Origin of the sequence: uncultured Photobacterium sp., from assembly GCF_947039875.1 — a bacterium.
Lineage (GTDB): Bacteria > Pseudomonadota > Gammaproteobacteria > Enterobacterales > Vibrionaceae > Photobacterium.
In genome coordinates, this window is record NZ_CAMRAN010000007.1 from 86,475 (window position 1) to 107,206 (window position 20,732).

Genomic DNA, 20,732 nt, shown 5'->3' on the forward strand with positions numbered 1-20,732 from the left:
TCTTCAATGCTATGTTTAACTCTCAAGCTAAACTTAATCTTTTTTAATTGAGGCCTGTAGTGCTTTTGCAAATTTTTGTGCAAGAACTTCACGTTGTGCAACAGGTACGTTAGCATTGATAATATTAGTAGCAATATCACCAACAACCATTAGGGCTAATTCTGGTGATGTTTTATGTTTGTCTAGAACATCGAACACGTCATCAATGATTTGTTCAACTTTTTTAGTGCTGTATTTTGAAGTGATTGGCATAAGAAATCTTGTTTAATGTTTAGGATAACGACTTATGATAACCTAGAGTTCAGTTTTCCTGAAAACCTTTTCCATTATGAGTCTTACACTTTCGAACGTCATTCTACATCAATTAGTAAAAAACGACCAAGATGATTTAGAAATTCATCTTAGAAATCAAACCCTTGATAATGATTCTGCGACAGAAGATCTTGTTGTTGAATTACATCGAATTTATAGTAGCAAAGGAACAAAAGGCTTCGCGCATTTTGCTGCTGATAGTGAGTTTGCTCATTGGTTGAAACAATTTCGTCAAGGAGAGTTAGATTTCCTGACGTTTTCAAATCAGTCAGTGCAACGTTTACAGGTTGAATTAGCGAAATATCCGTTTTCTGAAGCGGGTACTTTAGTGATGGCTGAATACCAGTCATTGGCAACAGACTATTTGTTTATTGGTATGTTACCGACGTGTCATAGCATGAAAGTCACTGATCAATTAGGCATCAGTGCGACTGACTATCTTGATATTAATAAGATGGATATCGTTGCACGTATTGATTTGTCATCATGGGAAACTAACCCAGAATCAACCCGCTATCTTACTTTTGCTAAAGGTCGCGTAGGGCGTAAGATCGCTGATTTCTTCCTTGATTTTATGCAAGCAGAAGTGGGCTTAGACGTTAAGGTTCAAAACCAAGTCTTGATGCAAGCGGTAGAGGATTTTTGTGCGGATTCTCGTCTAGATAAAGAAGAAAAGCAGCAATATCGTAAACAAGTTTATGATTACTGTAATGGTCAGCTGCAAGCGGGTGATGAAGTGACCGTAAAAGAGCTATCCGGTGAGTTACCTGCGGCAGATGATGGTACTAATTTTTACGATTTTACTTCAAAGCAAGGTTACGAGTTAGAAGAAAGTTTCCCTGCCGATCGTACTGCAATGCGTAAATTGACCAAATTTGTTGGCTCAGGCGGTGGTATGACGCTTAACTTTGACAGTATGTTATTAGGTGAACGTATTTTTTATGATGCTGAAACTGATACATTAACCATCAAAGGCACGCCGCCTAATTTGAAAGATCAGTTATTACGTCGTTTAAATAGCGATAATTAATAACGACTGTTATGCAGCACTATTAGTAATAAATAAAGCCACTGTGAAGTATGCACTCACTAATCTTTGCATATATCACAGTGGTTTTTTGCTATTTAAAGCGTCAATCTTGAACATCGATGATGTTTTTTTATATTTGTACATTGTTCGCAATTTATTCGAACAATGTATTAAAGTTTAATAAATAACCATTGGTCTAATTTTGGTTATGATTTTTGCCCATTAGGTTCTGATTTTTGCATAAATTTGATTTTTATCATTGGCACTGCAGTGGATGGATGGATAATGGCATAACTATGATAGTTATTAACAATCATTCAGTTCGTTCGCAGCGTGAACTGAATACAGTGAAAGCGATGATTCGCCTATATTGTAAAACGTTGCACCGTGGAGCAGTAATGTGCTCTGAATGTGAAAGTCTTATCGAGTATGTTGAGGAGAGAGTAACAGGTTGTCGTCTTGGCGAAGAAAAGCCAAGTTGTATGCATTGTATTGGGCATTGCTATCAATCTGCCAAGCGTCTTCAGATGATCCACGTTTTACGTTGGAGTTATCCACATTATTTTTGGCGTCACCCATTTCGGGCTATACACTTTAAGTTAGACAATTTACGTAGTGTCCAAATGTCAGCCGCAAAAGCCGATATTATCGCAAAAACGAGTTAAATCCATATTGATTTTGTTGAACCGATATTGATTTAACCTAACAACTGAAAAGATTGTACCTCTTTGTAAATCATGCCAATGTGGATTATTTACAAAGAAAAAAGGCTGCAGAAATGCAGCCTTTTTTAATGTTTTTTTATAGGTTATTGTTGCGCAATTTTCACAAGTACTTGCTGCAATAAGCGAATACGTGGCTCAATTGAAGCCAAATCTAACCATTCATCTGCACTGTGGAAACCCGCACCAATTGGACCTAAACCATCTAAGGTTGGAATACCTAAGACTGCGGTTAGGTTAGCATCTGAACCACCACCAACTGCTTGCCACGTAATATCAATGCCTAGCTCTTTACCGACCGCTTCCACTTGCGCCATTAACACTTCAGTTTGTGGGCTTGGCACCATTGATGGCTTGTGGGCTTCTCGCTCAACGGTAATCGTAACCCCATCAACAAACGGTGTTTCTGTTAGTGTACGAATTTGAGCATCAACCGCCGCATACTCATCGTTATCCCAGAAACGCACATCAACCACCACTTGTGCGAAATCAGGTACGATATTAGCGCCAGCACCACCACTGACAACGCCAGCGTTTAAGGTTGTGCCTGACTCAAAATTGGTCATGGTGTTAATGGCTAGAATCCAATGTGCCATTTCGGTGATTGCACTGCGACCATTTTGAGGCTCATTACCTGCATGCGCTGCTTTACCGTGGAAACTTAAACGGTAACGCGCCATGCCTTTACGCGCTTTAACCAATGAGCCATCAGCACGTGCAGCTTCTGCAACTAAAACATGCTTAGCGTTAATCGCAACGCTCTTGAGCCATGCTTCTGAGTATAGTGAACCAATTTCTTCGTCTGGGTTCATGCACACACAAATTGATAATGCATCAAGTGTAGTAGGATCGAGATCACGTAAGGCATAAACCACACTTAATAAGCCAGATTTCATGTCAGAGACACCAGGGCCATAAGCGCGCTCATCATCGTCGGTCATTGGGCGAGCTGCTGCTGTACCGATAGGGAATACAGTATCCATATGGCCAATTAGCATCACATCAATATGATCAGCATCAGGCTTATTACGTACTTCTAAGCCAGTACCAGCAATACCACAATCAATGCGTTTAACATGCCAACCTAAATCAAGGTATTTTTGCGCCATGATGGTTGCAACAACATCGATACCATCAACGGTTAATGTACCGCAATCAATATTAATAAGAGGGCGTAGCTCTTCGAGATAATTATTCAGAGAAAAAGACATAGTAAAGGCTCCGAGCCATTAATAGCTTACCGGTAATAAAAGAGAGAAAACGCACTAAAGATGAAATGGCTTCAGTGCGCCCAGCAACTACACTAATACGTTCATCACAAACATGGCAGCAAAGGCATTTAATACCGAAATGGCAATCATGATTGGAATATAGCGACCTTCGGTACGAATTGGTCCCATAATTCGGCCCATGTATTGCACCTGTGAGCCCATCAAATAAATAGCAGGAGCAAGAATGGCAATGTGCTCGCCATTTAAAATACCTTGGTCAAATAAGGTAATAACCACACCTACTGCGCCGCCCATTGACATCCATGCGCCAATCAATACCGCGGCAGCTTCACCAGGAAGACCAAAAATAGCCATGATAGGTGAGAATAATGTCCCCATTACTTCTAGTGCGCCGGTGATTTGTAGTGCTTTGATGATCACGAACGCCATTAATACGTTAGGCACTGTTGAAGTGGTTGCAATTACCCAGCCTTTTTTAGCGCCTTCAACAAAAATATCAGTAACCATAGGTTTTTTTGCAGTCGTCATTATGCGTTCTCCGTGCTTACTGTTGTTGGTTTAGTATCTTTGTTGTCTTTGCCTTCAGTGATGTTTAAGTAGATACGGAAAATATTCGCACCCACAAATTTGAAGATAAACATAATCGCAACCGCAAGGCCGATAGAAGAAGTAACAGCGGGTTCACCTGATGCTGTGGTTAAGGTAAATAGCACTGCCCCTGATGAGAAGAAGTTAACAATCGCGGCACCAGCAGAAAACTGGAACATGGTAAAAATATCTGTTTCTCGTTTGGTTAAGTGGCCCTCATCCTGTAATTGACGAGTCATCGCTGCGCCAGCATCAGTACTTTGTAGTGAGGCAATTAAAGCCAAACCTGAGTTACCCGGAATACCCATTAATGGACGTAGTAGAGGGGTTAATAATTTACGAGCAGCATCGAGCGCACCGTAATGCTCAAGTACATTGATCATACCTAAAGCAAACATCACTGTTGGAATTAACGTTAACGCAAAAATAAAGCCATCACGCGCACCGCTACCACCTTTACCTCTAAATGATGTTGAAGCCGCTTCCACGCCTTCTGCAGTATCGTTAACTGAATAAACCACATTACCAAATGAGCCATTTAAGGTTGTGAAGTCAAATACGCCATACCATTGATTAGATTGTAATGCTCCTGAAAAGAAAATGACGGCAAAAGCGAGGGCAATATAACTGCCAATGGTAACTTTACGACCTTCTATTGCGTTGTTACTCATAGATATATCCTTATAAAACGTAAAATAAAAAATGGTTTACCAAATAAACACCGATAATTATGTTTATGGCTACGTTTTCAAATGTTGTATTTAGTGGTTAATTCGGTAATAACGGTATTTTCATTAAAAATGAATTTGAAATATTGACGAGGGTCAAGGTGTTGGATTGAAAAGTAAGTTTGATGAAATGTGGTTCTTATATTTGTGAACTGGCTCTATAAAGGTGCTGACTGTTGGGTCAATAACGGGGAGTGTTGCGACTGGGAGGAATACGGAATAGAAGGGGGCTTTAAATAAATACCTTTTAGGTATCAATTGGTTGTGCGATGATTTATTGCTGAGAAGTGTGGTTTTCTACCTTTGTTTTAATAAAAAAAACGCACCTATAAAAGAGGTGCGTTAATGTTATTGTGATGATGCAATGCAGCTTATGACGTTAAACGCTTCACTGTCATTAATTCATCTTCGTCATCTTCAGCTAATTGCTCTGCACTTGCTGGTGGACAACGATCCACAAACCAGCCCATGTAAGACGTTACAATCGTCACTATAATACATACAAAACTTAGCCACATGAATGGTGCGTAAGAGAAGGTAGCAACACCTAAAATACTCGCCATGTAGATACCATTATCGCTCCAAGGCACCATGCCTGAGGTGAGTGTGCCACCAAATTCAGCATTACGTGATAGGTTCTTACGTTGGTAACCTAAGCGGTCATAATTCTTGGCACAAATCTTTGGTGTTAGAATTAATGATACATACATTGCAGAACCAAAGACGTTACCTAAGAAAGCTGTTGCAATAGTTGATACTGCAAGGCTGCCAGCTGAATTTACTTTACGTTCAAATAAGCGAGCAATAGTTTGTAGTACGCCAACTTTATCAAGTAAGCCACCAAAACCTAAACCAAAGATAATAACAGCCACAGAACCAAGCATGGATGACATGCCACCACGGTTTAGGATTGCATCAATAAATTCAACCCCAGAACTGATAGAGAATGGCGCCCAAGCTGCATTAATCGCTTTAAGAGGATCCATGTCCTGAACCATAACAGCCCATGCAATACCTAGCACTGAACCAAATGAAATAACAGGGAAAGATGGTAAACGGAACGCTAACAGCACCAACACGATAATGACAGGAATAAAGGATAATGGTGAAATAACAAATTGTTTATCCATCGCTGCAATCACAGAATCAACTTGTGACATATCAACACTGCCAGCGTAGTGGAAACCTACAGCAGTAAATAGAATGCCTGTAATAACATAGCTGATAAGTGCAATTGGCAACATGCCTTTGATGTGCTCCATGATCTCAACGTTAGACATTGAAGAAGCAAGAATCACTGAATCTGATAGTGGTGACATTTTATCACCAAAATAGCAGCCAGAAAGTACGGCGCCTGCAGTCATTGGTGCAGGAATACCTAAACCTTGACCAATACCCATCATTGCAATACCAGCGGTACCTGCTGCGCCCCAAGATGTACCTGTTGCTAATGCCGTCAATGAACAGATGATCATTGTAGCGAGCAAGAAAATGGAAGGGTGAATCGCTTCAAGTCCGTAATAGATAATGGTCGGTACAATACCACCAGCAATCCAAGTACCTACTAATGAGCCAACGGCTAGTAATATTAACACTGCACCTAAACCGTTAGCTATGCCCTTAGTGGCTGCTTTTTCTAGCGATTTGTAATCGTGTCCGAGTTTAATACCTAATGCAATAATCACAAACCAACCAATATATAATGCTAGTTGGATTGGCAAATTCAATTTTGAGGTAAAAGAGAATGCAAGGGCAAGGAAAATACCGAGGGCAATAATGACTTGCATTACTGACGGTAGTTTCACGATTGTCTGTTTTTCCATACTTCTAACCTTGTTTTATCGAGCTTGTTGAAATTGGGTCCAACCCAACCAATCAATACTATTTATCATTGGTTTTTAAATCGGATTGAAAAAGACGGCGCTTGAATCGGCGCTACTTTATCAAATTGATTTATCATCGTGATAAATAATGTTTCTTTCTGTGATCTAAGTCTTTTTGGTACTGATCTTTCGTAAAACACTGACTTTAGTTGTTCTTTTAGTGTTAATTGATGGTTCTTATGTTGTGTTTTATGTTTATTATAAAGTCGTAGTGTATCTATAAAAATCGCACAAAAAGCGATAGATAAAGTATAAAAAGCTATTAACTATAAGAGTTATGAACTATCTAGCTACTTAATCACAGCAGTGGAGATTATCAGGGAAAGGTATTTTTTTCAAAGATATGACTACATTCACTTTTTATTAAGTTGATTGCATAAGTTAGGTCTAAGCTCTTTAAATATACATAAAAGATTGTTTTTTGCTTAATTACGGTTGGTTTTTATGCGTTTTTTTGATTTTTTATTGCTGATAATAAAAGCTAATGTGACTAATAAGAAACTCAAATGATGGTGCGATCGTAAAATATGGTTATCTTAAACACAGATATATTTTATTTATAATTGAAAATTATGCTTGTTTTTAATCTTGTAAATCTCTATAGATGGATAAAGAAATTTCAATACAACAGGGAGTGTAGTTGCAAATGATGACAGTAGGTTTAGTGGGTTGGCGTGGCATGGTTGGCTCTGTATTAATGCAGCGCATGGTCGAGGAAGGTGACTTTGCTGTTATTGAACCGGTCTTTTTTACCACATCACAAGTGGGTTTAGCGGCACCTAATTTTGGAAAAGATGCTGGTGTATTACAAGATGCGTTTGATCTTGAAGCGTTAAAGCGACTTGATGTAGTTATTACCTGCCAAGGTGGTAGTTATACAGAGAAAGTGTACCCAGCATTACGTCAAGCAGGTTGGAAAGGCTATTGGATTGATGCAGCATCAACATTACGGATGCAACCTGATTCAATCATTACATTAGATCCGGTTAACTTTGATCAGATTCAACAAGGTATTCATAGTGGTATTAATACGTATGTTGGCGGTAATTGTACGGTTAGTTTGATGCTAATGGCTGTTGGTGGCTTATATAAAGCTGGTTTGGTTGAGTGGATGACCTCTCAAACTTATCAAGCAGCATCAGGTGCAGGGGCTAAGAATATGCGCGAGTTAATTAGCCAAATGGGTGTGGTTAACGATTCTGTTGCCAGTGAGTTAGCTAATCCAGCATCATCAATTTTAGATATTGATCGTAAAGTGGCGCAAACCTTACGTGCGGCAGATTTCCCGGCTCAACAATTTGGTGCGCCATTAGCGGGTTCATTGATTCCATGGATTGATGTTAAGCGTGATAATGGTCAAAGCAAAGAAGAGTGGAAAGCATCGGTTGAGACCAATAAAATTTTAGGTCTTCAAGATAGCCCGATTCCGATTGATGGTACGTGTGTGCGTATTGGCGCAATGCGTTGTCATAGCCAAGCATTAACATTAAAACTTAAGAAAAATGTACCGCTTGATGAAGTGGAAGCTATCATTGCATCCCATAATGATTGGGTCAAAGTGATTCCGAATGAACGTGATATTACGGTGCAAGAATTGAGCCCTGCAAAAGTGACAGGAACATTGTCGGTGCCTGTGGGTCGTTTGCGTAAGTTAGCAATGGGTGACGATTATTTGAATGCATTTACTGTTGGTGATCAGTTGCTTTGGGGCGCTGCTGAGCCATTACGACGTACGTTACGTATTTTGTTAGCTGCTAAAGCTTAGTTGTTATAACAGATTAAAATAAAAAACCCGCTTTAAATAGGCGGGTTTTTAGTTTTTGCATTACTGTAAATTAAGCAGCTAGATTTTTAGCAGCGAAATCCCAGTTAACCAATGCCCAGAATGCATCCATGTAGCTTGGACGTAGATTACGGTAATCGATGTAGTAAGCATGTTCCCAAACATCAACAGTTAGAAGTGGTGTCATTTTTAGACCTTCTTCTGCAATAGGGCAACCTGCGTTTGACGTGTTAACGATTTCTAATGCGCCATCTTCAGTTTTAACTAACCATGTCCAGCCTGAACCAAAGTTGTTGATTGCTGAATCTGTGAATTTAGCTTTGAATTCTGCGAAAGAACCAAATGCTTTAACAATTGCATCTGCTAATTCGCCAGTTGGCTCGCCGCCGCCATTTGGACTTAGGCAATGCCAGTAGAATGTATGGTTCCATACTTGAGCTGCATTGTTGAAAACACCACCAGTAGAAGTCTGTACGATTTCTTCAAGAGATTTTTCAGCAAGGTCAGTGCCTTCTACAAGACCGTTTAGCTTAACAACGTAAGTGTTGTGGTGTTTACCGTAGTGGTATTCTAGCGTTTCTTGAGAGATATGTGGCTCAAGAGCGTTGATAGCGTACGGTAGAGCGGGTAGTTCAAATGCCATTGCTCAATTCTCCATTTTAATTTTAGTTATTGGGCTTAATGCCCACGACATTACTTCTAGTAGACGTTGGCGCCTACTTATTGTTTGAATCTGACCGTTTTATTTTAGCAAGTTTTTAGTTTATTAAAAGCATTATGCTTAAAAAAATACCCTATACCTCGTTATTGGAAAGGTCAATAACCACTTAATAGATATCAATATAACTAAGATTACGCTTTATTATTGAAAAGAGAACCGAAACATAATTTGAAAGTATTTTTATTGGTGACGATAACCAAGTAGAATGGTAGGGTTTATAATAAATGATTATTAAATTTGTACGAGGAAGCTATGGAAACTATCGATAAAATTAAGCAACAAATCGCCGATAACGCTATTTTGTTGTACATGAAAGGCTCTCCAAAATTACCAAGCTGTGGCTTCTCATCACAAGCATCACAAGCGTTAATGAACTGTGGTGAAAAATTTGCGTTTGTAGATATTCTTCAAAACCCTGATATTCGTGCTGAACTACCTGTTTACGCACAGTGGCCAACATTCCCACAATTATGGATTGACGGTGAGCTAATCGGAGGTTGTGACATCATTTTGGAAATGTTCCAAAAAGGTGAATTACAAACACTAATTAAAGAGTCTGCTGCACGTCGTGATGCACAATCTGCTGAATAAGTTAGTTTGTTAAGTGTGTTGTTTCGCACTGAAAAAAAACCGCCAGCTATTGTGGCGGTTTTTTTGTATTTAATACTTAGTATTGGATCACTATAGTATCATTGATGCTATCCAACCAAAGGCAATCAATGGCAAGTTGTAGTGAATAAATGTCGGTACTACTGAGTCCCAAATATGGTCATGCTGTCCATCGGCATTCAAACCCGATGTTGGACCTAAGGTTGAATCAGAAGCTGGAGAGCCTGCATCACCCAGCGCTGCAGCGGTACCTACGATAGCAATTGTTGCCATTGGTGAGAAACCAAAAGATAAACACAATGGAACATAAATTGTCGCTAAAATTGGAATGGTGGAAAATGAAGAGCCAATCCCCATTGTGACCAATAAACCCACCACAAGCATTAATAATGCAGCTAGAGGTTTGTTGTTGCCGATAACTGCTTCAAGAGAGTTAACTAAGGTTTCAACGCCACCAGTCGCTTTCATTACTGCCGCAAAACCTGCCGCTGCAATCATAATAAAACCGATCATTGCCATCATATGGACACCTTTAGTGAACACATCGTGGGTTTCTTTCCATTTGATGACGCCAGTAAAGGTAAACACCATAAAGCCAACTAAACCACCAACAATCATTGAGCCACTGTAAAGTTGTGCGCCTAATGCGGCAAAAATAGCACCAACGGCAACATAAACATGACGCATATCAATAGTTTTTTTCTCTGGTTCACTGGCAAGAATTTTCTCTACTGAGTATTCGCGTGGTTTACGGTAGCTTACAAAAATAGCGGTTAATAAACCAAACAACATGCCACAAGCGGGCAATATCATAGCAATGGGCACTTGGCTTGCTACAACATCTAACCCGTTATCATGTAAATTTTTTAACAGAATATTATTGAGGAAAATACCACCGAAACCAATAGGAAGTACCATATAAGGTGTTACTAGACCAAACGTTAACACACAAGCAATTAAACGGCGATCAAGTTTTAGTTTGGCAAATACATGTAATAGCGGTGGAATAACAATCGGAATAAAGGCGATATGGACTGGAATAACGTTCTGAGAAGAAATGGCAAGTAACACTAAAATGATGAGAACGCTATATTTTACACCTGTTGCCGCCGCGATATTTTCATGGCCGCTAATGCGTTTAATGACTTTTTGAGCAAGGACATCGGTAATGCCTGATCGCGAAATAGCGACGGCAAAAGCACCTAGCATGGCATAGCTTAGGGCCGTTGTTGCTCCTCCGCCTAAACCACCTTCAAAGGCAGAAATAGCATCGGTAAGGGATAACCCTCCGATGAGGCCACCAATAATGGCACTAAATGTAAGTGCAACCACGACATTGACACGCATTAATGCGAGTACCAGCATGATGCATACGGCGATAATTACAGGGTTCATAAAACGTGAGTTCCATCCATTGTTTGCATTATTACTTCGTTTGTTTGTCAGTGATAATCACTGCAACACGCGATGTAATTGTTATATATGAGACTTTGATCTCATATCTCACAGTGTGCTTGATTTTCAGCATTTGTCGAGCACTAATTTTATGCTGATATTTATATCTAACAACGGTCATATTAAAATATCATATTGTTTTATATGATAAAAAAAAGCGAGTATTTAACCCGCTTTTATTATGGTTAGTTTACCAAATAAAAAGTTAAGGTACTGCCGTAATTACACTTTTATCGTTAATGGTGATGTTTTTACCCATTGTATTTACAAATGACGCTATCTCCTGTTGTATTTCTTGTGTAACTGCAGGGCTTAGGGTTGGATCGAGTAATGACGAATGACCACCCTGATTAAATAATACCGCAGCTTGAATTAGCTGATCGGTAATGGATTGATCGGTTACTGTGAGGTTAAGTCCGGCAATTAAAGGGGTCGTGCCCGTAAAAGGAGAATATGGCTGCAAGATATCCGTTCCCTCAACGGTTGCCCTTGGTGGTGTCATATTAGGAATCGTCGCATCATCTTTTACTTGTGCTAAATATAATACCGTATTTGAGCTGACCAGTGGCGCATGATTGGTGGGATCTATGGTATCTAATACAGTTTGAGCGGCATAAGCAAAGCGGTTAAAGGTGGTATAAATAGCGGCTAATGTGGCGAGTGATGTGGGATCGCCTTGCGAGATTAACAGTGTTTGATAAGCATTAAAACACGCCGCAGCCGTTAATGATTGTTGGTCACAAAACGCTTTAAATTCAGCATTACTACTGAGCATTAAGTTACCTTTAACAAAATCACCAAAGCTACCTGAATTAAGCAGTAGATAAGGAATTTCGCCGCCAGGATTGGCTAATGCGAGGGTATGAATATCAAAGTAAGCGGCATCTATTAGTGGTGATCCAAGGCTATGATTAGCAATATTGGCGACACTAATCCCGGTAATTGCACCTAAAGAGTGACCAATAAAAGTGACGCCTTGGGTTGGATTTAAGGTTTTTAAATGCCCCAAATTATTGATGGTAGTGCTATCACCTTCAGCAATTGTTGTTAAGATTTTGCCAATGGTTGCTCGTAAATTAATAATATCCGTAGTGCTTTGGCGTAAATTATCACGGGCGACAGTAAGAGCGGATAAGTTTAAATAATATTCAGGATGACCATCACTGGCACTGCCGGGTACACCATCAATAGTGCGGCTTCCATGTAGAGGATGGTCAATCGCAAAAATAGCCTGACAATGATCATTAATAATATTGTCAGCAAGTGCGATTACAGTGCCTCTGTGGCTGGTAATGCCATGTAAATAAATATTGGTACTGTTTTTTCCTATATCGTCACACTTGGCGGCTGTAGGTAAAATTAAGGTGTAATCAATATATTGTACTGATTGTAATTTAGGTAATGGGCTAAAGCGGGTGATTAGGCGTTGAGGATCAAGTTGCTTACCATTTGCTAAGGTTAAGGTTGAACCCGCTAATGCGACCAAGAGTTTATTTTGAACTTGAGGATCTGCGGCTGCTGCAATATCTGCTGGGGTGATATTAAGTGTTGCCAATTGCGCAATAATTGTGGCTTTATCAATATCACTTCCGGTGGCGAGTACTGAGCTGATAATGGCGATGCTTGGCATACCGCTCTGCCAAGGTGTGGTGGCAAAGTTGGCGGCACTATTATTTAAAAAATAGGGTAATGCAACGGTACCAGTGTAAATTTCCCCTTTTCCAGCTGGGGTCTGTGTTTTTGAGTCAGTGAGGTTAGAGAAGCTAAATAGGTTACGTAAATCAGAGGTTGTCACGCTGTCGGCAACAGCGCTGCCTTTCCATACCGCATTCGCCCCTTGTTGCAGTGCCAGTGCTGTGGCTGCTTTAACACTAAACAATACATCGCCAACAGCGGCGGTGGTAAACCAACTGGAGAAAATAATGCTGTCTTTATTGACGCCTATTTTTTCAAACTCGGCTTCTGTTTTGTGCGTGATTGTTTGAGCGGGAATTAAGGCTGGGGTTGGAGCGGTTGCTTGCGCTTTTAATACTGCATAAGTATTGCTCATACCAACCTTGTCACCATTACTGTCTTGCAGATCATTGGTGACAGCAAACATATAATTATGGGCTGGTTTTAATGGTTTTAATAGCACTACCGTTAAAGTGGTACCTGATGCAGAGAGTGCAAAGTCACCATTAGCTTGAGTGAGTTTTATTGGCGTTGTTGTGTCGGCATCATTGGTTGGATTAGTAGATTCAATTAAATAAAAACTGTTATTTAAGGTTGTTGTATCAAGATCCACACCGACGAATTGCAATTGTAGCGGTTGACTCGTACTCCAACCATCCGTTTGTCCCATGGCGACTAATGGATCACTACTATTATTTGGATCGACGGCTGCGGCTTCGGTATTTAAGGTACCATCACGACTATCCATTAATAAATACGTCGGTTGAACGAGAATAGGATTTTGTGGATCGCTGATTAAATCAAAATTAATTTTAGTGGCGGCGTTTACACTCTCGGTAATATTGGGATCAAGGGTGGGTGCACCTTCGGTCTTACTGTCACCACCACAACCTGTTAAGCCTAAACTTGTTACCAGTATCGTTAAAATATACTTATTCATATATTCCCTTATTAAATGTTGTTATCCATTGGGGCTAAAAGGCATAGTTAAGTTGTGCTGCACCAATATAAGCAACGCTGCTGGCTGTAAAACGATCGTTATTTTCAATAAAATCATTCTCTTTGCCATAGACGTAGCTAAAACCCACATCGATACTCAATTGATCGTTATAGTGATAGGTTGCGCCTGCTGAATACCAAAAACGATCGGTATCAGGAATACTGAGTGTGGCCTTGCCACCTTGTTCGTCATAGGCAAATCCAGCCCGTAACGTCACGTTGGAATTTAGCGTATAAGTCGTGCCAATCGCCCACCGGAATGCATCTTTGTAATCTTCATCTTTTAATAAACACACCCCAGGCATTTGGCCGCCAAAATTACATTGTGAATTGGTAGCACGTAGCTCTTTAAAACTGCTCCATTGGGTCCAAAATAGGCTGTAGTGGACGGCTATTTGATGTGTAAGTTGATGAAAGCCAGAAAACTCAGCGGTAGCAGGAAGTACAATAGGCAGTTTGCCTTTGATGGTGTTACCGCGATTGCTACTGCCAAGTACGAGGCCTGAATAGTCAGTAAAATCACCTTTAAAATCGAGATCGACTTTAGAACGATAAGCAATGCCAAAACGATTATTGTCGTCTACCTCATAAAATGCACCGATATTCCAGCCCCAACTCCAAGTATCACCTTCCATGTTGATTGTTTTATCACTGGGCTTAATTGCAGGGTAAAAAGGCAACGCATTCTGACCATAGTGACGGTAGAGTTCAGCAGAGGCATAAACGGCATTGATTCCTACGCCAAGGCTTAATTGCTCGGTGACTTTATAAGCGACACTAGGGTTTAAGTTAATGGCAACTAATGAGGTTTTTCCGGCCGATGTACCTTCATAAAAATCTGCGGGATAATCGGTGGTTACGCCATAACCTGAAAATAATGCCACTCCCCAAGAGAGACGATCATTGATGGGCATCACAAAGTAACTAGCAGGTACGAAAGCCATTGGTGCAACATTTTTAGCGGTTTGAACACCATTGGGAGCGTCATGGGCGGTAATATCAATATCTGGTGCAACAATACTGCCGACGACTGAAACCGCCATTGTTTCAAAGTACGTCATTGCGGCTGGATTTCGAGAAATAACCGCTGGATTATCGGCTATGGCGGCTTCTCCGGCAAAGGCTCGGCCTAAACCTGATGCTGATTGTTCTGATACTTGAAACCCCGCACCAAAGGCGGAAGTGGCGGTAAGACAGCTACAAAGAACAAGGGAAATATAACGTATATTTACGGACATTATTCTGCCTCTCAACGGTTATTATTTCATTTTTTATTCATCCATGAGGAAAAACAAAACGCATTACAGATCAAGTATAAGAGCAATGTTGTATATTTGTTAAATTATACGAATTAATTGTTGGATTGGACGGTTATTTTTAATGAGAGGACGGGGAATCGCTAATGGTGAGGTATCGATAAGATATAAATGAGATATCGGGGAAGTATAAAAAAACCCATACTAAGATGGGCTTAATAAAGAGCAGGAGAAGGATAAATTATTCTGCTGATGGCTCTTCTGTGGGAGTGCATAGCGGCCACCCACCTAATTGTTTCCACTTATTGACTATTTTACAAAACAATTCAGCGGTACGCTCGGTATCGTATAGCGCTGAGTGTGCTTCACGGTTATCAAAGGGAATTTCTGCAGTTTGGCATGCTTTAGCCAGTACTGTTTGTCCATACGCTAAACCACTTAATGCGGCAGTATCAAAGGTCGCAAAAGGATGGAATGGATTACGTTTTAGTTTCGCACGCTCTGATGCTGCCATCACAAAGCTGTGATCAAACGTTGCGTTATGCGCCACCATGATCGCACGAGTGCAATCAGTGTGTTTTTGTTCTTTTCTGATTTGCTTATAAATTTCTTTTAGTGCCACTTCTTCTGATACCGCACCCCGTAATGGGCTAAATGGGTCGCGAATACCATTAAATTCTAAGGCTTCTTTATGTAAAATCGCGCCTTCAAAAGGTGCAACATGGAAATGAATGGTTGTTGCAGGTTTTAACCAACCATCTTCATCCATCTGTAAAGTGACAGCACAAATTTCTAATAAGGCATCTGTTTTTGAATCAAAACCGGCCGTTTCAACGTCAATGACGACAGGAAAGTAGCCGCGAAAGCGACTTTTTAAGGTGTTAAATTGGTTATCTTGGCTCATAGCACTGCTGTCAAAATAATAGAATCCGATATTATGGCAGATTAACGGCTTAATTTCATTGCTGTTAAACCTCTGTGCATAATTTTATCCATTGATGATTTTATAAATAAAAGAAAGCTAAAGCTTACGTCATGGGTGCCGATATAGACATACACCGTTGTCATTGTCGCTGTATTATCTTCTTCTAATTTGGTTATAAAATGAATTTAATTGAATTATTAATACCTTGGTTGCGAGTTGGATTGATCCTCAGTGTCTTTTTCTCCATGCCAACCGCCATGGCTAAAAATTATTTGGCGCAACCAAGCCAATCACAATGGCAAGTGGTTGTTGATACTCCCTTAGAATGTCGTTTAAATCATGATATTCCCGGCTATGGTAGTGCGCAATTTTCAGCTCGTTCGAGTAAGAAAATGAATCTTCACTTTGAATTAAAAATGAACCGTCAATTGGGCGCGACACGAAACGTTAAACTCACATCGATGCCCCCATTATGGATGCCGGGTGACGCGGCTTATGCGATGACTAATTTGAAATTTTTCAAACAATTTGATGGGTACATTGAAGGTAATACTGCATGGCAAATGTTAGCAGAGTTAGAAGATGGGCGTAATCCTACTTTTAGTTATAAAACGTGGCCAGTACAGCAACAACGCCAATTAGAAGTTGGTTTATCTGCGGTGAATTTTAATAAGTCATATCAAGACTTTAGTCAGTGTTTGAATAACTTAATGCCATTTAGCTTTGATGATATTGCCTTTACGATTCTGCATTATAATAGTGACAGTGATGAGCTGGATAATATGTCTCAACAACGATTGTCACAAATTGCTGATTATGTTCGTTATTCAGATGATATTGATTTAGTGCTGGTGGCGGCATACAGTGATTCAGCGCTTGGTACGGTAGAGGGACAACGTTTATCGGAACAACGAGCTGTAAAAATTGAAAGTTATTTTAAAGGGTTAGGTTTACCTGAAAATCGAATTCAAGTAGAAGCCTATGGAAAAAGAAGACCGATTGCTGATAATTCCACTCCTGTCGGTCGTAATCAAAACCGCCGAGTGGTGATTTCATTAGGACGTAGTGAGGTTTAAAGCGCAAGTAAATTACCGGTTGAACGTACTAGAAAGGCTGCTTTCACTCTTGTTACTCGCAGCATTACAATTAAATTTCCACTTTATCTTTATACTCACAAAGGTCTTCAATAATGCAGCTACCACAACGGGGTTTACGTGCAATACAGGTATAACGGCCTTGTAAAATAAGCCAGTGGTGGACATCAACTTTAAATGCGGCAGGGACTACTTTTAGTAATTTTTGTTCTACTTGTTCGACATTTTTTCCAATAGCGAACTTGGTGCGATTACAGACTCGAAAAATATGAGTATCAACCGCAATAGTCGGCCAACCAAATGCTGTGTTAAGGACGACATTTGCTGTTTTACGTCCCACTCCCGGTAAGGCTTCCAATGCTTCGCGATCTTCAGGAATTTCACCGTTATGTTTATCGAGTAATAAACGACAAGTTTTGATAACGTTTTCAGCTTTAGAATTAAATAAGCCAATGGTTTTTATGTATTGTTTTACGCCATCAACCCCAAGATCAAAAATAGCTTGGGGTGTATTAGCGATAGGGTACAGCTTATCCATAGCCTTATTGACACTGACATCTGTTGCTTGCGCTGACAGTAATACCGAAATTAACAACTCAAACGGTGTCGTCCAATGCAGTTCAGTTTGTGGATGTGGGTTTTCCGCTTGTAATCGTTCTAATATTTGAACCCGTTTTTGATTATTCATAGTCTTTCCTGATGCAATATAATGCCAATATCACCATGATTAAGGGTGAGCACCTATAGGGATAATGAGCATATTTGAGAATATTTATAGCAACAGTAAAACTGGCTCGAAAGCCAGTTTTAGTACTGAAAAGTCACAAATACCGTCTTACTTAACATCAGTAATACGTGCACGTTCCACTTTCGGTTGTTGTTGTTCTTGGGGTGATTGTTTCTTTTCTTTATATTTATCAATAATATTTTTTAGAGCGATCATGAAACCAACGCCAATAAATGCGCCTGGCGGTAGCATTGCGAGTAAAAAGCTACTGTCAAAATGAAATATTTGAACATGCAATACTGACGCCCAATCACCTAATAAGCGGTTGGCACCATCAAATAATGAGCCTTTACTTAAAATTTCACGCATTGCACCCAGTAAAAATAGCGCAGATGTCATACCTAGACCCATCCATAAACCATCTAATACCGCAGGTAATGGCTTATTTTTTGAGGCAAAGGCTTCTGCTCGACCGATAATAATACAGTTAGTTACGATCAACGGAATAAAGATACCTAATGATTTATATAAGCCATAAACATAGGCATTCATTAATAACTGAACGCAGGTTACCAGTGATGCAATGATCATTACAAAAACAGGTATGCGAATTTCTGACGGGACTAATTTTCTAATGACTGAAATAGTAAAGTTAGACATTACCAAAACCATGGTCGTCGCAAGTCCTAATCCCAGTGCATTGGTTGCTGTTGATGATACCGCGAGTAATGGACATAAACCCAACAACTGCACGACAGTTGGGTTGTTGTACCATAAGCCATTTTTCATCAACTCTTTATAAGATGTGGTCATAATTATTCACTCGGACAGTCTAGTGGCTGGCTTAGGATCTGCTGTTGATTATTTTGCCAGTACAACGAGATATTTTTTACCGCTTTAACTACAGCACGTGGAGTAATGGTTGCGCCAGTAAACTGATCAAATTCACCACCATCTTTACGGACGTGGAATTTAGGATCGTTAGCGCCATTGACTCGCTTACCTGTGAAACTATAGATCCAATCACTGACTGATGTTTCAATTTTATCACCTAGTCCTGGAGTTTCATGCTGCTCTAAAATACGAACGCCAGTGATAACCCCTTTAGTATCTAGGCCCACAATTAATTTGATTGCGCCACTGTATCCATCCGGTGCAATCCCTTCAATTGCAATCCCTGTTGTTTTACCTGCTTGAGTTGCAATATAAGCTGGCATCGGTGATTTAGTACCGATATAACGTAGATCTTTAACTAGCGTACAACTCTTATAAAGTAGGTTGTCATGGCTTGCGACAGGAATAACTTGATTAAGTGTATTTAGTAACTGTTGTTGCTGTTGTTCAAAAATACGATCAGCCGTTAAATAGTGAGTAAGAGAAACTAATGCTGTCGACAGTAAGGCAAAAACAGCCAGAATCAGACCATTTTTTTTCATGGATTTAAACATGGGCATACTCATTATTAGTGTCCATAAGTGCGTGGACGAGTGTAGTAATCGATGATTGGCACACATAAGTTGGCGAGTAGCACTGCAAAGGCGACCCCGTCAGGGAAACCACCCCAAGTACGAATGAGGTAGATCATTACGCCAATAAAAGCACCAAAGATCAGTCGACCTTTTACGGTGGTTGTGGCAGTTACTGGATCGGTGGCAATAAAGAATGCGCCAAGCATGGTTGCACCAGAGAACATATGTAATAGCGGTGAAGCGGCAACACTTGGATCAAGCACATGCATAACACTACTAATAACCAGTAATGACGTTAGCATTGCGACTGGAATGTGCCATTGAATAATACGCAATTTAAGCAGTAATAAACCACCTAATAAGAAACCAATGTTAACCCACTCCCAACCAATGCCCGCCAGTGTACCGTAAACTGGTTTTTTCATTGCTTCTGCAATTGTCAGTCCGGTTTTTAACGATGTTTTTAGAGTATCTAATGGGGTTGCCATGGTGTAGCCATCAACAGACATTTTTAGCTGTTGAATACTGAAACCATCAGGTGTGTAACCAGTAAATATTGCAGACAGGCTATCCATAAAGGTCACAGGGTTAGCACTTAATGATGCGGGTGGTAGCCATGTTGTCATTTGAACGGGGAATGAAATCAATAATACGACATAAGCAACCATTGCTGGGTTAAACAGGTTTTGACCCATGCCACCATAGAGGTGTTTCGCGACAACAATCGCAAAGAATACGCCAATAACGGTGATCCACCACGGTGCCAGTGGGGGAATAGAAATACCAATTAATACCCCAGTTAATAGCGCGGTATTATCACGTAAATAAGGTGCTAATGGACGTTGACGTAATTTAAGTACAATCGCTTCAAATGTAAGTGCACACAAAGAGGCGAAAACAATTTGGATCAGTGTTCCCAACCCAAAAAAGTAGCATTGAGCAATAACACCAAAAGCTGCACATAAAATAACCGTACGCATGATGGTACTTGTGCTGCGACGATTATGTGCATGGGGTGAGCTGGCAATATTAAAAGCCACGATTATTCTTCCTCAATGTTGGATTGTGCTTTATTTGCTTGTTGTGCTGCTTTACGGGCTTTCGCTCGTGCAATGGCAGCAGCGACAGCGGCTTTTTTAGGATCGATAACAACGTCAGTGTTCACTTCGCTAACAGGCTCAGCATTTGTTGTTGCATCGTTAACGGGAGCTTGAGTCTCGATGCTAACTTGTGCTTGCTGAGCGGCTTTACGGGCTTTTGCACGCGCAACGGCGGCAGCGACAGCGGCTTTTTTAGGATCGACTGCAGCGTCAGTGTTTGTTTCAGCAACTGGTGCCGTGTCTGTTGTTATGTCGTTAACAGGTGCTTGTTGTGCTGCTTTACGGGCTTTTGCACGTGCAACGGCAGCAGCAACTGCCGCTTTTTTAGGATCGACTGCAACGTCAGTGTTTGTTTCGGCAACAGGCGCCGTGTCTGTTGTTACGTCGTTAACAGGTGCTTGTTGCGCCGCTTTACGGGCTTTTGC

General features: G+C 40.4%; 19 protein-coding genes and 1 pseudogene. 5 read left to right on the forward strand and 15 right to left on the reverse strand.

Features of this window, described 5'->3' with window-relative positions:
* Positions 1 to 33: 33 nt before the first annotated feature.
* A complete protein-coding gene (locus tag Q0V26_RS04350; protein ID WP_045027757.1) occupies positions 34 to 252 on the reverse strand; it encodes a YejL family protein in 219 nt (72 codons plus the stop codon).
* Positions 253 to 328: 76 nt separating this feature from the next.
* Between Q0V26_RS04350 and yejK the strand changes: the two genes are divergently transcribed.
* Both yejK and Q0V26_RS04360 read left to right on the forward strand, forming a co-directional pair.
* On the forward strand, positions 329 to 1,342 hold the full coding sequence (yejK, locus tag Q0V26_RS04355; protein ID WP_297478421.1) for a nucleoid-associated protein YejK: 1,014 nt from the start codon (positions 329 to 331) through the stop codon (positions 1,340 to 1,342).
* A 296-nt stretch (positions 1,343 to 1,638) separates the two neighbouring features.
* The gene (locus Q0V26_RS04360; RefSeq protein WP_080158162.1) at positions 1,639 to 2,007 is read left to right on the forward strand and encodes a nitrous oxide-stimulated promoter family protein; all 369 of its coding nucleotides are present in this window, start codon (positions 1,639 to 1,641) and stop codon (positions 2,005 to 2,007) included.
* 143 nt (positions 2,008 to 2,150) lie between these two features.
* Here the strand turns inward: Q0V26_RS04360 and Q0V26_RS04365 are convergent, their stop codons facing one another.
* The 4 genes from Q0V26_RS04365 to nhaC all read right to left on the reverse strand — a co-directional run bounded on the left by Q0V26_RS04365 (position 2,151) and on the right by nhaC (position 6,435).
* Entirely contained in the window at positions 2,151 to 3,275 is a 1,125-nt protein-coding gene (locus Q0V26_RS04365; protein ID WP_297478424.1) for a M20 family metallopeptidase, read from the reverse strand.
* Positions 3,276 to 3,362: 87 nt separating this feature from the next.
* Positions 3,363 to 3,824 carry a YjiG family protein gene (locus Q0V26_RS04370; RefSeq protein ID WP_080157940.1) on the reverse strand — a complete coding sequence of 154 codons (462 nt, stop codon included), beginning with the start codon at positions 3,822 to 3,824 and terminating at the stop codon, positions 3,363 to 3,365.
* A complete protein-coding gene (locus Q0V26_RS04375) occupies positions 3,824 to 4,555 on the reverse strand; it encodes a nucleoside recognition domain-containing protein (RefSeq protein WP_080157939.1) in 732 nt (243 codons plus the stop codon). Before Q0V26_RS04375 ends, Q0V26_RS04370 begins: the two co-directional genes overlap by 1 nt.
* A 428-nt stretch (positions 4,556 to 4,983) precedes the next feature.
* Entirely contained in the window at positions 4,984 to 6,435 is a 1,452-nt protein-coding gene (nhaC, locus tag Q0V26_RS04380) for a Na+/H+ antiporter NhaC (protein WP_297478426.1), read from the reverse strand.
* Between the two features lie 709 nt (positions 6,436 to 7,144).
* Between nhaC and asd the strand changes: the two genes are divergently transcribed.
* Positions 7,145 to 8,260 carry an aspartate-semialdehyde dehydrogenase gene (gene asd, locus Q0V26_RS04385; RefSeq protein ID WP_297478441.1) on the forward strand — a complete coding sequence of 372 codons (1,116 nt, stop codon included), beginning with the start codon at positions 7,145 to 7,147 and terminating at the stop codon, positions 8,258 to 8,260.
* Positions 8,261 to 8,330: 70 nt separating this feature from the next.
* Here the strand turns inward: asd and sodB are convergent, their stop codons facing one another.
* A complete protein-coding gene (gene sodB / locus Q0V26_RS04390) occupies positions 8,331 to 8,921 on the reverse strand; it encodes a superoxide dismutase [Fe] (RefSeq protein WP_080157936.1) in 591 nt (196 codons plus the stop codon).
* 330 nt (positions 8,922 to 9,251) lie between these two features.
* Here sodB and Q0V26_RS04395 point away from each other — a divergent pair, with 330 nt between their 5' ends.
* Positions 9,252 to 9,590: a Grx4 family monothiol glutaredoxin gene (locus Q0V26_RS04395; RefSeq protein ID WP_297478429.1), complete on the forward strand. Its 339-nt coding sequence runs from the start codon at positions 9,252 to 9,254 to the stop codon at positions 9,588 to 9,590.
* Positions 9,591 to 9,680: 90 nt separating this feature from the next.
* Here Q0V26_RS04395 and Q0V26_RS04400 read toward each other — a convergent pair whose 3' ends face one another.
* The 4 genes from Q0V26_RS04400 to rnt form a co-directional block, all read right to left on the reverse strand.
* Positions 9,681 to 11,003, reverse strand: a complete 1,323-nt coding sequence (locus tag Q0V26_RS04400; RefSeq protein WP_297478431.1) for a Na+/H+ antiporter family protein — start codon at positions 11,001 to 11,003, stop codon at positions 9,681 to 9,683.
* Positions 11,004 to 11,268: 265 nt separating this feature from the next.
* The gene (locus tag Q0V26_RS04405) at positions 11,269 to 13,677 is read right to left on the reverse strand and encodes a VolA/Pla-1 family phospholipase (RefSeq protein WP_297478433.1); all 2,409 of its coding nucleotides are present in this window, start codon (positions 13,675 to 13,677) and stop codon (positions 11,269 to 11,271) included.
* A 34-nt stretch (positions 13,678 to 13,711) separates the two neighbouring features.
* The gene (locus tag Q0V26_RS04410) at positions 13,712 to 14,974 is read right to left on the reverse strand and encodes an outer membrane protein transport protein (protein WP_045035788.1); all 1,263 of its coding nucleotides are present in this window, start codon (positions 14,972 to 14,974) and stop codon (positions 13,712 to 13,714) included.
* Positions 14,975 to 15,233: 259 nt separating this feature from the next.
* Positions 15,234 to 15,896 (reverse strand): ribonuclease T, encoded by a 663-nt coding sequence (gene rnt / locus Q0V26_RS04415; protein WP_045035789.1) that lies wholly within the window; start codon positions 15,894 to 15,896, stop codon positions 15,234 to 15,236.
* Positions 15,897 to 16,162: 266 nt separating this feature from the next.
* Between rnt and Q0V26_RS04420 the strand changes: the two genes are divergently transcribed.
* Entirely contained in the window at positions 16,163 to 16,993 is an 831-nt protein-coding gene (locus Q0V26_RS04420) for an OmpA family protein (RefSeq protein ID WP_297478443.1), read from the forward strand.
* A 70-nt stretch (positions 16,994 to 17,063) separates the two neighbouring features.
* Here the strand turns inward: Q0V26_RS04420 and nth are convergent, their stop codons facing one another.
* From nth to Q0V26_RS04445, 5 genes and pseudogenes are all read right to left on the reverse strand, one after another.
* A complete protein-coding gene (gene nth, locus Q0V26_RS04425; protein ID WP_045035791.1) occupies positions 17,064 to 17,699 on the reverse strand; it encodes an endonuclease III in 636 nt (211 codons plus the stop codon).
* 147 nt (positions 17,700 to 17,846) lie between these two features.
* Complete coding sequence (locus Q0V26_RS04430; protein WP_045035792.1) at positions 17,847 to 18,551, reverse strand: electron transport complex subunit E; 705 nt, start codon at positions 18,549 to 18,551, stop codon at positions 17,847 to 17,849.
* Positions 18,552 to 18,553: 2 nt separating this feature from the next.
* Positions 18,554 to 19,186 carry an electron transport complex subunit RsxG gene (rsxG, locus tag Q0V26_RS04435; protein WP_045035841.1) on the reverse strand — a complete coding sequence of 211 codons (633 nt, stop codon included), beginning with the start codon at positions 19,184 to 19,186 and terminating at the stop codon, positions 18,554 to 18,556.
* A 14-nt stretch (positions 19,187 to 19,200) separates the two neighbouring features.
* On the reverse strand, positions 19,201 to 20,247 hold the full coding sequence (gene rsxD, locus Q0V26_RS04440; RefSeq protein WP_045040334.1) for an electron transport complex subunit RsxD: 1,047 nt from the start codon (positions 20,245 to 20,247) through the stop codon (positions 19,201 to 19,203).
* A 2-nt stretch (positions 20,248 to 20,249) separates the two neighbouring features.
* A pseudogene (locus Q0V26_RS04445) lies at positions 20,250 to 20,732 on the reverse strand (electron transport complex subunit RsxC); the annotation flags it as partial.